The sequence below is a fragment of the Streptomyces sp. NBC_01451 genome (assembly GCF_036227485.1).
Lineage (GTDB): Bacteria > Actinomycetota > Actinomycetes > Streptomycetales > Streptomycetaceae > Streptomyces.
In genome coordinates, this window is the sequence record NZ_CP109479.1 from 1,932,995 (window position 1) to 1,947,488 (window position 14,494).

Annotated in this window: 10 protein-coding genes; 4 read left to right on the forward strand and 6 right to left on the reverse strand. The window is 72.4% G+C overall.

The window, feature by feature from the left end:
• Positions 1-17: 17 nt before the first annotated feature.
• The 3 genes from OG595_RS08255 to OG595_RS08265 all read right to left on the reverse strand — a co-directional run bounded on the left by OG595_RS08255 (position 18) and on the right by OG595_RS08265 (position 3,600).
• Positions 18-1,256 (reverse strand): SAV2148 family HEPN domain-containing protein, encoded by a 1,239-nt coding sequence (locus OG595_RS08255; RefSeq protein ID WP_329269518.1) that lies wholly within the window; start codon positions 1,254-1,256, stop codon positions 18-20.
• Positions 1,257-1,370: 114 nt separating this feature from the next.
• Entirely contained in the window at positions 1,371-2,699 is a 1,329-nt protein-coding gene (locus tag OG595_RS08260) for a copper amine oxidase (RefSeq protein ID WP_329269520.1), read from the reverse strand.
• A gap of 73 nt (positions 2,700-2,772) precedes the next feature.
• On the reverse strand, positions 2,773-3,600 hold the full coding sequence (locus tag OG595_RS08265) for a Tat pathway signal sequence domain protein (RefSeq protein ID WP_329269521.1): 828 nt from the start codon (positions 3,598-3,600) through the stop codon (positions 2,773-2,775).
• 190 nt (positions 3,601-3,790) lie between these two features.
• Here OG595_RS08265 and glgX point away from each other — a divergent pair, with 190 nt between their 5' ends.
• The 3 genes from glgX (at position 3,791) to OG595_RS08280 (ending at position 9,998) form a co-directional block, all read left to right on the forward strand.
• Positions 3,791-5,932: a glycogen debranching protein GlgX gene (gene glgX, locus OG595_RS08270; protein ID WP_329269522.1), complete on the forward strand. Its 2,142-nt coding sequence runs from the start codon at positions 3,791-3,793 to the stop codon at positions 5,930-5,932.
• 98 nt (positions 5,933-6,030) lie between these two features.
• Positions 6,031-8,415, forward strand: coding sequence for a malto-oligosyltrehalose synthase (gene treY, locus OG595_RS08275; protein WP_329269523.1), 2,385 nt, complete (start codon positions 6,031-6,033; stop codon positions 8,413-8,415).
• 326 nt (positions 8,416-8,741) lie between these two features.
• Positions 8,742-9,998, forward strand: coding sequence for a M14 family zinc carboxypeptidase (locus tag OG595_RS08280; protein ID WP_329269525.1), 1,257 nt, complete (start codon positions 8,742-8,744; stop codon positions 9,996-9,998).
• 56 nt (positions 9,999-10,054) lie between these two features.
• Here the strand turns inward: OG595_RS08280 and OG595_RS08285 are convergent, their stop codons facing one another.
• The 3 genes from OG595_RS08285 to OG595_RS08295 form a co-directional block, all read right to left on the reverse strand.
• Positions 10,055-10,513, reverse strand: a complete 459-nt coding sequence (locus tag OG595_RS08285) for an SSI family serine proteinase inhibitor (protein ID WP_329269526.1) — start codon at positions 10,511-10,513, stop codon at positions 10,055-10,057.
• Entirely contained in the window at positions 10,510-11,874 is a 1,365-nt protein-coding gene (locus OG595_RS08290; RefSeq protein WP_329269527.1) for a M14 family zinc carboxypeptidase, read from the reverse strand. Before OG595_RS08290 ends, OG595_RS08285 begins: the two co-directional genes overlap by 4 nt.
• A 124-nt stretch (positions 11,875-11,998) precedes the next feature.
• Entirely contained in the window at positions 11,999-12,550 is a 552-nt protein-coding gene (locus OG595_RS08295; RefSeq protein WP_329269529.1) for a DUF1707 and FHA domain-containing protein, read from the reverse strand.
• Between the two features lie 184 nt (positions 12,551-12,734).
• Here OG595_RS08295 and treZ point away from each other — a divergent pair, with 184 nt between their 5' ends.
• Complete coding sequence (gene treZ, locus OG595_RS08300) at positions 12,735-14,480, forward strand: malto-oligosyltrehalose trehalohydrolase (RefSeq protein ID WP_329269531.1); 1,746 nt, start codon at positions 12,735-12,737, stop codon at positions 14,478-14,480.
• Positions 14,481-14,494 lie beyond the last annotated feature (14 nt).

The window sequence follows — 14,494 nt, forward strand, 5'->3', positions numbered from 1 at the left end:
CGGACAAGCCGAACAAGTCAGGACACCGGACGTGAATCCGCCCAGGCCACCTCGAACTCCTCGCGGTATGTCGGGAAAAGGCCGCTCTCCTCCACCTCGCCCGGCTTGACCACCCGGGTTCCGCCCCGCAGCACCAGCACCGGCGCCTCCATCCCCCGCGTCCGGCGCAGATAGGTCTGCACGATCGCGACCCCGTCCGAGCCGTCCCCGTCGACGAGGTAGGCGGTGAAACGGGGCGTCTCGTCGAAGACCTGGATCTCGAAGGCGCCCGGATCGCGCAGCTTGGACCGCACCCGGCGCATGTGCAGGATGTTCATCTCCACGGCCCGGCTCAACTCGCCCCGCTTGATGCCGAGTTCCCGCTCGCGCCGCTTCACCGCGCTGGACGCGGGGTTCAGGAACAGCAGCCGCACCCGGCAGCCCGACTCCGCCAGCCGCACCAGCCGCCGCCCGGAGAAGTTCTGCACGAGCAGGTTGAGGCCGATGCCGATGGCGTCGAGGCGACGCGCGCCGCCGAAGATGTCCTCGGCCGGGAACTGGCGCATCAGCCGTACGCGGTCGGTGTGCACGGCGACCACGTCCCCGTACCGTTCGCCCACCAGGTCCTCGACCGCGTCCACCGGCAGCCGGCGCGCGGAGGGCACGTCGCCGCCCGCGCCGAGGGTCTCCAGGAGCTTGCCCGAGGCCCGCTCGGCCTGGCCCAGGACCGCCTCGGACAGGGCCCGGTTGCGGGAGACGACGTTGCGGGTGACCTCCAGCTCGTCCAGGGCGAGTTCGACGTCCCGGCGCTCGTCGATGTACGGCTCGAAGCACGGCCAGTGCTGCACCATCAGCTCCCGCAGCTGCGGGAGGGTCAGGAAGCTGAGGACGTTGTCGTCGGCCGGGTCGAGCAAGTAGCCCTTGCGGCGGCTGACTTCGCGTACGGCGACCGCGCGCTGCACCCACTCCTGGCCGGCGGGTCCGGCGGCGGCTACCACCCACTCGTCGCCGTGGACGGGTTCGTAGATGGGGCGCAGGACGGCGGCCACGACCGCGCGCAGCCGCTGTTCGACCAGGTTCAGCCAGATGTAGGCCCGGCCGGCCCGCTGGGCGCGCGTACGCACCTCGCGCCAGGCATCGGCGTCCCAGTCCAGTTCCGGGCCGATGGAACCCGTCTCCATCGGCCGTGCCAGGGACACCGCGCCGGGCGGGACCTCTGTGGAGTTCCCCTCGTGACCCTCGTCACCAGGGGGCAGCTCCAACCCTCCCGAGCCCACCCGCGCACCGCCTTCCGCTCCCCCGAGCTCTCCCCGTGGCCGAGCCCGGCCGACGATCAAGGAAGGGTACTCCGGGAGCGGTCGGCGATGCAGCAGGATGGACAGGGTCGTTTCTCAACTACCGCTTTCGACATGCCCGTTCTGGTCGGCGAGCCCGGCGGGAGTGAGCGGATTCATAGCGGTGACATCGCGCGGGGCGATGGCGAAGCCCTGCCAGTGGACGGGCATGGGCTGCTGGTCCTCGTCCCGGGCTATGTGGTGGAAGCCCACGTTCACCCAGACCAACGGGTGGGTGAGGGTCTGGCCGTTGACCCATCCGTCGACGGACTTCTTGGCGCCGGCACCGCAGTCGCCCAGGTTGTCGCTGGCGAACTGCTCGCACTTGTTGTACTCGGTGAAGTAGACGTCGTGCCGGGTGAAGCTGCGGCCCGGGTACTTGGTGGTGGCGGCGGGGACGATCTCGTACGACCGGGCGTGGCCGTCCTTGTTCTTGCCGGTGGCGCTGACGACACGCCACCAGCGCATGTTCTTGGCGTCGCCCGCGAGTTCCTTCTTGACCTGGGTGCGGGTCGTCCTGTTGGTCGGTCCCTCCTGGCCGCTCACGGGCGGGCTGACCACGGAGTCGTACTGCTCGACCTTCCCCTTGGAGGAGCCGTCGAGGCCGAAGTCGAGCCGCCAGAAGACGTTGTGGCTGTGGCTGGTGGCGTACGCCTTGGCGCCCTTGCCGATGGGCCAGCCGCGGCCGTCCCCCGCGTCGTAGTCGTCGGGCGCGAGGCTGCCGGTGGCGCCGACGTTCATGTTGACGGTGCCGTCGTCCTGGAAGCGCCACTCGGTGATGTACTCGTACCAGCCGACCTGGTTGACGGTGTAGACGAGCAGGTCCTTGCCCTGGGTCTGCCAGACCTTGTTCCCGGTGTCGCTCTGCATGCGGTAGGCGTGGCCGCGCGAACGGGTCGTGGTGCACAGGCCCTTGACGTTCGCGTTGTCCGGGTCCCAGGCCTCGGGGACCTTCACGGTCTTGATGGTGCCGCCGGGACATTCACCGGGCGCCAGGTTCATCAGGCCCTGGCCGAAGCCCGCCTGGGTGAGGTCGCTGTACTCGGCCTTCCCGTCGTCATAGGGGACGTGTATCTGGCCGAGCTTCGCCGAGTTGAGGACCTTGATCGGCTGGGACTCGCCCGGGGGCTGGTACGAGACGTTCTCCAGGACGAGTCCGGCCTCGCTCTCGTAGCGCCAGCACATGCGCCAGGTGGTGCCGGTGGCGAGCTTCTGCTCGATGCGGTAGGGCGCGCTGCACTCGGCGGGCGGCACGGGTCCGGCCTTCGGCTGGGCGGCGGCCGGTCCCGCCGCCGTGGTGAGGCCGGCGGACAGCGCGACCGCGGAGAGGCCGACGAGTCCGGCCGTCGCCCGTCCCCGGGCACGGCTGTTTCTGTTGACACGCATGACGAAGTGACTCCCTGGGAGGAGAGAAGAGGGTGCGGGGAAGAGGGTGGCGGGAGTGCCGCGGGCACCCGGGTCAGCCGAGCTGGGCCACCTTGCGGGCGCTCAGGTCGATCACGAGTGAACGGGCGTCGATCCACGGCCCGTTCTTCACCTTCGGGAAGAGCCGCACACAGCGGTGGTCGCCGCATGTGCCGAGTACGGCGGGCTGGGCGCCCGGAGTGGCCCGGTACACCATGCTGCTGACGAGCAGCTGGTCCGGCGAGGTGAGTTCCGTGCCGGTGGCGTCCTTGTAGTCGGCCTTGAGGCCCGCGCCCAGCGGGTCGGCGATCAGGAGCCTGGTCGCCTCGGTCGTCTCGGCGCGGCTCAGCGGCGGCTGTACGCCGTGCTGGGTGCCGGTCCGCTCGACCTTGCCGGTGTCGAGGTTGACGGTCCTGGTGACCAGGGTGTCGTCCTTGTAGTCGTAGTACGACACGTCCGCGCGCCGGGGCGCGTTCGGGTTGTCCGCGTCGGCGGCCTCCGGATCGGCGAGGTCGATGCCTATCCGCTGCGGGCCGCGCCCGCCCTTGACGTTCTCGCTGGAGTCGAGGAGCTGCCGGTTCAGGACGATCCGCTCGACCCGTGCCGTCTCGCCGTCGGTCAGCGGATCACGGCCCTTGCCCTTCTCGCCCTCGGCGGGCAGCTGTTCGACGACACCCGGCTGCACCGCGGCCTGCTCCTGCGCGGGCTGCTGCCCCGCGCCGCCGCTCGTACCCGCCGAGCTCCCGGCGGTCCCGGTGCCTCCCGATTCGTCGGCCCCCGCCGACCCCGGCAGTGTCACGGCGACCATCACGGCCGTACCGGCCACCGCGATGCCCGTACCCGCCACCACCTTGCCCAGGTGGCGGCGCACGATCTTGCGCACGTTGTCCCCTTACTCCCCCTCGCAGCCCAGGGAGTACGTGAAGAAGCGAAGTTTTGGCGTACCCGTATCCGCGGGTACGCACTGGTCGACCGGTAAGAGGGACGTAAGTCGTACGTGGTTCCATCACTTTCGGGCAGACTCGCAGTGGAGTCCGCCCCGGCGGCGGACCAGAACTGAAAGAGTCGAGCGCATGCAGGTCTGGCCAGGAGAGGCGTACCCACTCGGTGCCACGTACGACGGCGCCGGCACCAATTTCGCGGTCTTCTCGGAGGCCGCCGACCGGGTCGAGCTGTGTCTGCTCCACGACGACGGCTCGGAGACCGCGGTGGAGCTGCGGGAGACCGACGCGTTCGTCCGGCACGCGTATCTGCCAGGGGTGATGCCGGGGCAGCGGTACGGATTCCGGGCGCACGGTCCGTACGCGCCCGAGCACGGTCAGCGGACCAATTCGGCGAAGCTGCTGCTCGATCCGTACGCGAAGGCGATCAGCGGCTCGGTCACCTGGGGCGAGGAGGTGTACGGCTACCACTTCGACGAGCCCGATCGACGCAACGATCTCGACTCGGCGCCGCACACCATGTCGTCCGTGGTGGTCAACCCGTACTTCGACTGGGGCGACGACCGGCGCCCGCGCACCGAGTACCACCACACGGTGATCTACGAGGCCCATGTGAAGGGCCTGACGATGCGCCACCCGGCGCTGCCCGAGGAGCTGCGCGGCACCTACGCGGCGCTCGCCCACCCCGCCATCATCGAACATCTGACCAAGCTGGGCGTCACGGCCCTGGAACTGATGCCGGTGCACCAGTTCGTGAACGACCACCGTCTGGTGGACATGGGCCTGAACAACTACTGGGGCTACAACACGATCGGCTTCTTCGCCCCGCACAACGCGTACGCCTCCTGGGGCGACCGCGGCCAGCAGGTCCTGGAGTTCAAGTCGGCGGTGCGGGCGCTGCACGAGGCCGGTATCGAGGTCATCCTGGACGTGGTCTACAACCACACCGCGGAGGGCAACCACCTCGGCCCGACGCTGTCCTTCAAGGGCATCGACAACGCGCAGTACTACCGGCTCATGGAGGACCAGCGCTACTACATGGACACCACGGGCACCGGGAACTCGCTGCTCATGCGGTCCCCGCACGTGCTCCAGATGATCATGGACTCGCTGCGCTACTGGGTCACCGAGATGCACGTCGACGGCTTCCGTTTCGACCTGGCGGCCACGCTGGCCCGGCAGTTCCACGAGGTGGACCGGCTGTCGTCGTTCTTCGACCTGGTCCAGCAGGACCCGGTGGTGTCCCAGGTGAAGCTGATCGCCGAGCCGTGGGACGTGGGCGAGGGCGGCTACCAGGTAGGCAACTTCCCGCCGCTGTGGACCGAGTGGAACGGCATGTACCGCGACACCGTGCGGGACATGTGGCGGGGCGAGCCGCGCACGCTCGCGGAGTTCGCGTCCCGGCTGACGGGCTCCTCGGACCTCTACCAGGACGACGGCCGCCGTCCGCTGGCCTCGATCAACTTCGTGACGTGCCATGACGGTTTCACGCTCAACGACCTGGTCTCGTACCACGAGAAACGCAACCAGGCCAACGGCGAGGACAACCGGGACGGCGAGAGCCACAACCGGTCCTGGAACTGCGGCGCGGAGGGCGAGACCGACGACCCCGACGTCCTGGCTCTGCGGGCACGCCAGCTGCGGAACTTCATCGCGACGCTGATGCTGTCCCAGGGCGTGCCGATGATCAGCCACGGCGACGAGTTCGCGCGCACCCAGGGCGGCAACAACAACGCGTACTGCCAGGACAACGAGATCTCCTGGGTCCCGTGGCCGGTCGACGGCGAGGGCGGCGAACCGGCTTCCGGTCCCGGCTCCGCCGAACTGCTGGAATTCACGCGCGCGATGGTGTGGCTGCGCAAGGACCACCCGGTCTTCCGCAGGCGGCGCTTCTTCCACGGCCGCCCCGTGGAGGGCACCCACGACGACCTGTCGGACATCGCCTGGTTCACCCCGGCGGGCGAGGAGATGGTCCAGCGCGACTGGGACTCGTCGCAGTCGGGCGCGCTGAGCGTGTTCCTCAACGGCAACGCCATCTCGGAGCCGGACTCCCGCGGGGAGCGCATCACCGACGACTCGTTCCTGCTGATGTTCAACGCCTCGCCGAAGACTCTGGAGTTCGTGGTGCCGGTCAACCACGGCCGGCAGTGGCAGGTCGTGATCGACACGGCCCGGCCCGAGGGCGTGGCCACGGGCACGGGCGCGAAGGTGGCGGCGGGCGACCGCCTGACCCTGGTGGACCACAGTCTGATGGTGCTGCAACGCCCGGCCTAGGCCGTCCTGCGGCCCTCCACGCGCGTGGAGGGCCGTTTTGGCGGCCGTGTGCGGGAGTCGATGACACGAAAGGCGGCGGGGCGGGTACGTAGGTTCCCATGACACCTGAGCGTCCTGACCCGGCCGTGCCCACGGCGACCTATCGGCTGCAACTCCAGCCCGCGTTCCCGTTCGGCGCCGCGGCGGCGGCCGTGCCCTATCTGGCCTCGCTCGGCGTCTCGCATCTGCATCTGTCGCCGTTCCTGGAGTCCGTCCCGGGTTCGACGCACGGCTACGACGTCGTGGACCACACGCGCGTACGCGGTGAGCTGGGCGGCGAGGACGGGCTGCGCGCGCTGGCGCACACCGCGCGGGAGCACGGTCTCGGCCTGGTCGCGGACATCGTGCCCAACCACATGGCCATGTCCCCGCGTCACAACCGCCCCCTGTGGGAGGTGCTCCGGGAAGGGCCCGGGTCACCGTACGCGCGTTGGTTCGACATCGACTGGGAGGCACAGGGCGGGCGCCTGCTGCTGCCGGTGCTCGGGCAGCCGCTCGGCGAGGTGTGGGACCAGCTGAAGGTCGAACGGTGGCAGGACGCCCACCTGGGGTACGACGGCCACGTCCTGCGCTACTACGACCACGTCCTCCCCCTGCGCGAGGGCACCGAGGAGCTGCCGCTGCCGCAGCTCGTCGACGCCCAGTGGTACCGGCCGGCGTGGTGGCGGCTGGCGCGCACCGAGCTCAACTACCGGCGCTTCTTCAGCATCTCGGAGCTGATCGGGGTGCGGGTCGAGGACCCCGAGGTGTTCGCCGCGACGCACGGGAAGCTGCTGGAGCTGGTCGCCGACGGGGTGGTGGAGGGCCTGCGGGTCGACCATCCGGACGGTCTCGCGGACCCGGGCGGCTATCTGCGCCGGCTGCACGGGGCGAGCGGGGGCCGCTGGACGGTGGTCGAGAAGATCCTGGCCGACGGGGAGCACCTGCCGGCGGGCTGGCCGGTCGCGGGGACCACCGGCTACGACGCCCTGCGGCACCTGGACGGCCTGTTCACGGACCCGGCGGGGGCGGGTGAGCTCCTCGGCCAGTACCGGCGGTTCGCCGCCCCTCAGGCCGACCGGGGCGGGCACTGGGAGGCGACGGTACGGCGGGCCGCGTACAAGGTGGTGACGCACGAGCTGGCCACCGAGGTGGACCGGCTGACCCGCGTGGCGAACCGTCTCTGCGCCGCCTCACCGGACCCGGGGCTGCGCGACCGCGCCCCCTGGGCCCTGCGTACCGCGCTGCGCGAGCTGCTGGTCCGCATGGAGGTCTACCGCCCCTACACCCCCGGGGACACGGCCTCCGTGGTCACCGAGGAGGCCGCCGCGGAGGCCCGGCAGGCGTTCGTCGTCCCGGAGGAGGGCGGGGCCGTGGACGCCGTACGGGACCTGCTGCTCGGGCGCCACGGGGACGGGCCCGAGCAGGCGGAGTTCCGGGACCGGTTCGCGCAGACCTCGTCGGCGCTGCGGGCCAAGTCCGTGGAGGACACGGCGTTCTACCGCTATGTGCCGCTGCTGTCGGCGACCGAGGTCGGCGGCAGTCCGGGGAGCCCCGCGGTGTCCCCGGAGGACTTCCACGCCTACTGCGCGCGCGTGCAGCGCGACTGGCCGGCCACGGGGACGGTGCTGTCGACGCACGACACGAAGCGCAGCGCCGACGTACGCGCGGCGCTGGCCGTGCTCACCGAGTGCCCGCAGCGCTGGGCCGACGTCCTCGCGGAGGTCACCCGCGCCGGTGCGGGGGTGCCCGACGCCCAGCTGGCGTGGGCGGCCTGGCAGACGGCCTTCGGCCTGGGCCCGGCGGACGGTGAGCGTCTCCAGGGCGCCCTGCTGAAGCACGTCCGGGAGGCGGGCCTGCACACCGCGTGGACGGAGCAGGAGCCCGCGTACGAGGAGGCGGTGGCGGCGTTCGTGGCGGCGGGGCCGTGCGGGGCCCCCGGCGGAGACGTGGCCGCGCTGCGGAGCGCGCTGGAGCCGCACATCCGGGCGAACGTCCTGGGCGCGGCCCTGGTCCATCTGACGATGCCTGGCGTGCCCGACCTGTATCAGGGCACGGAGAGCGAGTACCGGGCCCTGGTGGACCCGGACAACCGCCGTCCCGTCCCGTTCCCGCCCGAGGCGCCCGGCGAGAAGGACGAGCTGACGGCGACGGCACTGCGGCTGCGCGCGCGGCGCCCGGCGGTGTTCGGCGACACGGCGACGTACACGCCACTCGCCGCGGAGGGCCCGGGGGCGGCGCACTGTGTGGCGTTCGCGCGCTCCGGGGAGGTGGTCACGGCGGTCACCCGGCTGTCCCTGCGGCTGGCGGACAGCGGCGGCTGGCACGACACACGGTTGCCCCTGCCGCCGGGCCGGTGGGCCGATCTGCTGGCTCCGGAAAGGGAGTTCACCGGGCACGCACGCGTGGCGGAGCTTTTCGAGCGGCTGCCGGTGGCGCTGCTCGAACGTGTCGGCGAGGACTGAGAACCCGGGGGCGCGAACACTTCGCCGTGCGCCTTTGTGAGCGCCTTGGCGCCCGGCTCACAGAGGCGCACACTCCTGGCGCTCGTACGGGACAACCGGCGCGTGGTGGTGAGCGCCGTCGGCCTCTTAGCGCCCCTCCTGTGGTACGCGTACACGCCGTCGGCGGGGCGGTGTGCGGCCGTCCGGAACGGCGGATGTCCCCGCCGACGGTCCCCCTCGGCGGTGAATGCTCCCTGGCGCCCCCTGGCGCCGCCCCACCACCTTCTTGACAGTTCCCGGACGCCATGGGGTACTGCGGATTGCGACGCCGGGCGGACCAGACGGGGGTGAGTCTCCTGCCGGAGCAGCGCTACCCCAGTGTGAACGAACTCGTCTCGTCCGCCCGGGCGCTGGCGGCTCACCGGCCCGGCCTGTGTGCCTTCAGGCAGGTCGGCCTCTCCCGCGCGGGACGGCCCCTGCACCTGCTGTCCGTGGGCCACGCGCGGCGCGCCGTGCTCGTCGTCGCGGGCGCCCACGCCAACGAACCCACGGGCGGCTCCACGCTCCTCGCGCTCGCGGAACGGGCCGTGCACGACCGCGAGCTGCGGACGGGTACCTCCTGGCACTTCCTGCTGTGCGCGGACCCGGACGGTGCCAGCCTGCACGTGACGCCGGCGCCACGCAGCCTGCTCGACTACCACCTCGGCTTCTACCGGCCCGCCGGGCCCGAGCAGCCGGAGTGGGCGCCCTCCGTCCTGCCACCCGACCGGCTGCCACCGGAGACCCGTGCCCTGACCCGGGTCATCGACGAGCTGCGGCCCTATCTCCAGGTCACCCTGCACGGCACCGACGTGGGCGGCAGCTGGGTGCAGCTGACGAGGGACGTCCCCGGGCTCGCCGAGCCGTTCGCCAAGTCGGCGGCGGAGCTGCACATCCCGGTGGAGACGGGCGCCTCGGACGCGGCGGGCTGGCCCGCGTCGGGGCCCGGCGTGCACGTGATGCCGGCGCCGGGCTCGGACGTGGCCTACCCGAGCATGCCGGACGACGCCCGGCACAGCACCTGGTACCACGCCCACCGGTACGGCGGTCTGACCGCGGTCGTCGAGGTGCCGATGTGGGCGAGCGACCTGGTGGACGACCCGGCCCCGCATCCCGCGCCGGCGGCGGCGATACGGCGGCTGGCGGGCCGGCTGCTGCGGGACGGGGTGGAGGTCGACCAGGTCCTCGCCGACGCGCGGCCCCGTCTGACGGGCTCCGAGGGGCCCCTGCTGCGGGCCGCCCAGTGGGCGCTGGAGCTGGTGCCCGGGCTGGCCGCCGACTGGACGCACACGCCGCCCGCCGACACGACGATGGCGTACGTCGGCAGCGTGGACGCGTTCGGCCGCCGGCTGCCGCTGCGGGCCGCCGCGATGCTACTGCGGGTCCTGCGGGAGACCGACGACCGCGCGGCACCGCGCCTCGAACACCTGGTCGCGACCTGGAGCGAGGCCTTCATGGACCGTTTCCGGGCCCGCTGGGTGCCCCTGGAGCATCAGGTCGAGCACCAGGCCCGCACGGTGATGGCCGCGGCGCGGCACGCGCGGGAGGGGGCTCCGCGGAGGTAGGCAGGCGGGACCGCTGCCTCGTCCAGCCGCCCAGCCGTCCAGGGGCCACGGGGCCCTTACAGGGCGAACACCGCCCCGGTCCTCGCCCCGAGTTCGCATCCGTTGGAGAAGGTCCTGTCGTACTCCCGCGGGCGGCCGTTCCACTCGCCCTCCGCGTGCACGGTGACGGGCGAGTAGAGCATCGGGCAGAGGGTCTTCCGCGGCGGGATGCCTGCGATGTCGCCGTCCACCGCGGCCAGTTCCGCACAGGCGCGGGCCGCCTGCGCGTGTCCCAGGGGCGGGTCGCACAGCACCAGCGCGCCGCGGGTGTCAGCGGTGCCCGGCTCGCCCCGGCTGACGGTGACGTAGAGCCAGTTGTCGCGGCCGTCCTCCGGGGAGACCGCCCCGGCCGGGCCGGAGCCCGCGAGGAGGAGGCCGACGGCCAGCAGGGCACCGCGTACCGCTCGCGCGCTGCCGACGGGCCTGGTGGTCCGGACGGGCCTGGTCTTGTTGCCGGTGCTGATCGTGTGGGTCATTCCCTGTGCATCGGCACCGCGGCCCCCGCACCCCAGCCCGACTCACCCGAACGGGAGCCCGCGCGCGTGGAGCGGCCCGCCAGTTCGAACGCCGCGAACGCCACCCGCGACTGGTACTCCACCTGACGGGCGACCGGAATCCAGCGTGCCCCGCAGCCGTCGCGGTAGTCGGCGCACCACTCGTCGATGAGCCGGTCCAGCTCGCGCAGGACGGCGGCGGCCACCGGACCCGCGCCGCGCGCCAGTTGGTGCAGCAGCCCCGCCGTACGCAGTGCCAGCCGACGCCCGGCGATGCGCAGAGTCGCCAGGTGGGCGTTGCTGAGCGGTGGCAGCCGGCACGCGGTGCCGTCGTCCGTGTCGGGGTCCCAGGCGTCGGCGAGACCGGGGCAGACCAGCAGGTAGTCGTCGACCGGGGCGAGGAGACGGTCCGCGTCCGCCACACGGGCGAGGTGGGGCCGCAGCCGTCCGAGGGCCACCTCCAGATAGCGCGTGTCGTGCCGCAGCGTGTGGCTGACCGTGCGCAGCACCGCGTCGGCGTCGGCGGGCGGTGTGTCGTCCTCCACGGCGGCCACACCCCACATGGGCGCCTCGACGATCGCCGTCACCGTGCCGTACCGGTGCGGATGGAACCAGGTCGACTCCACCGCGGCCTCGTTGATGGCGGCGGCCAGGTCACCACGCCTCGGCGGCGGAATCCGGTGCACCGCGGGTCCCAGACGGGGCCAGTACAGGGTGTCGTACGGGCCCAGCTCGCGCGGGATGCCGAGCCGGGCCGCCGTCTCGGCGACGCGCTGCGGGAGGCCCGGGAGGTCGCGGGTGAGTTCCACGAAGCCGCCACCGATGTCGACGCCGTGCAGCGAGCACTGGAAGAACGGCCGCAGTTCGTCCTGGAGGGCGAGCAGCGCGCGGGTCTCAGGCAGGGCGGCCCCGGCCGCGCCGTCGGGCAGCCATTCGGGCTGTTCCAGGAAGCCGGGCCGGAAGAAGTTCCGGAAGTAGTGGCCGAGGTTGTACGGACCCCCGAGCCAGCCCTCGTTGCGGCGGGAGCCGTCGGGGTCGAGGCACAGCAGCAGGTTCCAGGTGGCGTCCGCGCGGACGGTCGGTCCCGGGTCGGCGAGGACCCGTTCGGCCAGCCGCAGGGCGGTCCCGCCGCCCACCGGCTCGTTGGCGTGCGGGCCGGCGACGACGAGGGCCTGACGGCTGCCGTGGCCCACCGAGAGCAGCCACAGGGGCGTGCCCGCGCGCGAGGTGCCCACGGTGCGCAGCCGGGCGTCGGCGGGGTGACGGGCGACGAGTGCGGCGGCCCGGTCGGCCAGCTCGTCCACGGACGGGTAGCGGAGGAGCGGCGACAGAACAACCTCCACAGCGGGGCCTACGGTTCACTTGGCGTGCACGGCGCACGCACAGTCAGTCACGCCTCGGGGATTACGTCAACACCACCGCACGCGAGGAGAGTTGCTCCCGGGGAGCAGCCCCCCGCCAGTGGTCTCACTCCGCCGAGAGACGGAAGGCCATGTTCCCGAAGCCGATCTGGTCGCCGTCCCGGACGACGGCCGCGCCGATCACACGGCGCCCGTTCACCGTCGTGCCGTTGGTCGAACCGAGGTCACGCAGTACCCACAGACCGCTCTGGTGCCGGAGTTCGGCGTGGACGCGCGACACCGTCTCGTGGGTGAGCCGCAGGCCGTTGGCGGGGTCGCGCCCTATGCGCAGCGGGTGGCCGTTGCCGGGAAAGGGCAGCAGCAGCTTGGGGAGCCGCTCGGACTGCCAGGCCCTGCGCAGCCGTACCGTGAACCCGGAGACCGCCTCGACCGTCCCGAACACCAGGCGGGAGAGGCGCTTCTCGGTGGGCAGATCCGCGGTGAGGACGGCCAGTTCGTCGGACCGGCGGGCGGCCAGCGCCAGTTCCATGCGACGGATGAACGTGTCGTGCGAGAGCCGGCCCAGAGCGACCCCTTCCCGGAGCGCCTTCAGCGCCCTGTCGCGCTCCGCGTCGGAGAGGCGCGGCGGGTACGTGTGGAACTCGAAGGACGACGTCACGTTCGTGATTGTCGGGCAGCGCGCGCGGGGTGTCCACAAAACGCTGAAACGGCGGCCCGCCGGGCCGACCTGACGACACGCTCGGGAAAGGTGGGGATTCGAGCGCGGACCGCCGGCGTTTGAAGCACCATGGGACGGGCTACGTCCCGGTGAGCACCGCTCGGCAGAGTAAGGGGATCCGTCCGTGCACTTCGAGGTGTGGGCACCGCAGGCCAGTCGCGTGACGCTCCAGTGCGACTCGGGCACGCGCGCGCTGGAGCGCGATCCGGAGCGCACGGGCTGGTGGTCCGGCGAGGCCGACGCCCGGGACGGGTCGCGTTACGGCTTCGCCGTGGACGACGGCCCCGTGCTGCCCGACCCGCGCTCGCGCCGCCAGCCGGACGGCCCGGACGGGCTGAGCGCCGTCGTCGACCACGGGCTCCACACCTGGCACACCGAGTGGGCGGGCCGCGCGCTGCCGGGAGCGGTCCTGTACGAGCTGCACGTCGGCACATACACGCCGGAGGGCACCCTGGACGCGGCGGCCGAGCGGCTCGGCCACCTCGTGGAACTGGGCGTCACGCACGTCGAGTTGATGCCGCTGTGCCCGTTCCCCGGGCGGCACGGCTGGGGCTACGAGGGGGTCTCGCTGTGGGCCGTGCACGAGCCGTACGGCGGCCCCGAGGCGCTGAAGCGCTTTGTCGACCGGGCGCACGCGGTCGGTCTCGGTGTGGTCCTGGACGTCGTGCACAACCACCTGGGACCGTCCGGCAACTATCTGCCCGCCTTCGGCCCGTACTTCACGGACACACACCAGACGCCCTGGGGCTCCGCGGTGAACCTGGACGCGCCCGGCTCGGACGAGGTGCGCGCGTATCTGCTCGGCAGCGCGCTGGCCTGGCTGCGCGACTACCGGATCGACGGGCTGCGGCTGGACGCGGTGCACGCGCTGCGGGACACGCGCGCGTGCCACTTCCTGGAGGAGCTGTCGAAGGCGGTGGACCTCCTCGCCGCCGACCTGGGCCGTCCGCTGTCGCTGATCGCCGAGTCCGATCTCAACGACCCGCGGATCGTCACCCCGCGCACGGGCGGCGGCCTCGGACTGCACGCGCAGTGGAGCGACGACTTCCACCACGCCCTGCACACGGCACTGACCGGTGAGTCGCAGGGCTACTACGAGGACTTCGCGCGGGCCCCGTTCGCGGCGCTCGCCAAGACGCTCTCGGGCGGCTACTTCCACGACGGCACGTACTCGACCTTCCGGGGCCGCGCGCACGGCCGCCCGCTCGACCGCACAGGGGTCGCCGCGCACCGGCTGCTCGGCTACACGCAGACCCACGACCAGGTCGGCAACCGCGCCCAGGGGGACCGCCTTTCGGCCTCCCTCTCCCCCGGGCTGCTCGCCTGCGGCGCCGCCCTGATGCTCACCGGGCCGTTCACGCCGATGCTGTTCATGGGCGAGGAGTGGGCGGCGGGCACCCCGTGGCAGTTCTTCACCGACCACACGGACGCGGACCTCGCGGAGGCCGTACGGCGGGGCCGGCGCCGGGAGTTCACGTCGCACGGCTGGGCCGAGGAGGACGTGCCGGACCCCCAGGACCCGGCGACCCGTGACCGCTCCTGCCTCGACTGGTCGGAGCCCGAACGCGGGCCGCACGCGCGCGTGCTGGCCTGGTACCGGGATCTGATCGCCCTGCGCCACGCCCAGCCCGACCTCACCGACCCGGACCTCTCGGACATCAAGGTCGCGTACGACGAGGAGGCCCGCTGGCTCGCCTTCCGGCGCGGCGACGTACGTGTCGTGGCGAACCTCGCCCCGAAGTCCGCGGCGATCCCCCTGGGCCCTCGGCGGGCGCGGGTGCTGGCCGCCTGGGAACCGGTCGAACTGCCGGGCGCGGACGGGTTGCTGCACGTTCCCGGGGAGTCCTGCGTGGTGCTTGAGCAGGGGTGAGCGCGGGGGCGGGA

Bases quoted from the DNA above. Each gene is read 5' to 3' on its own strand.
- treY (WP_329269523.1), top strand. From the start codon at position 6,031: ATGACACCTGAGCGTCCTGACCCGGCCGTGCCCACGGCGACCTATCGG.
- OG595_RS08285 (WP_329269526.1), bottom strand. From the start codon at position 10,513: ATGACCCACACGATCAGCACCGGCAACAAGACCAGGCCCGTCCGGACC.
- OG595_RS08260 (WP_329269520.1), bottom strand. From the start codon at position 2,699: ATGCGTGTCAACAGAAACAGCCGTGCCCGGGGACGGGCGACGGCCGGA.
- glgX (WP_329269522.1), top strand. From the start codon at position 3,791: ATGCAGGTCTGGCCAGGAGAGGCGTACCCACTCGGTGCCACGTACGAC.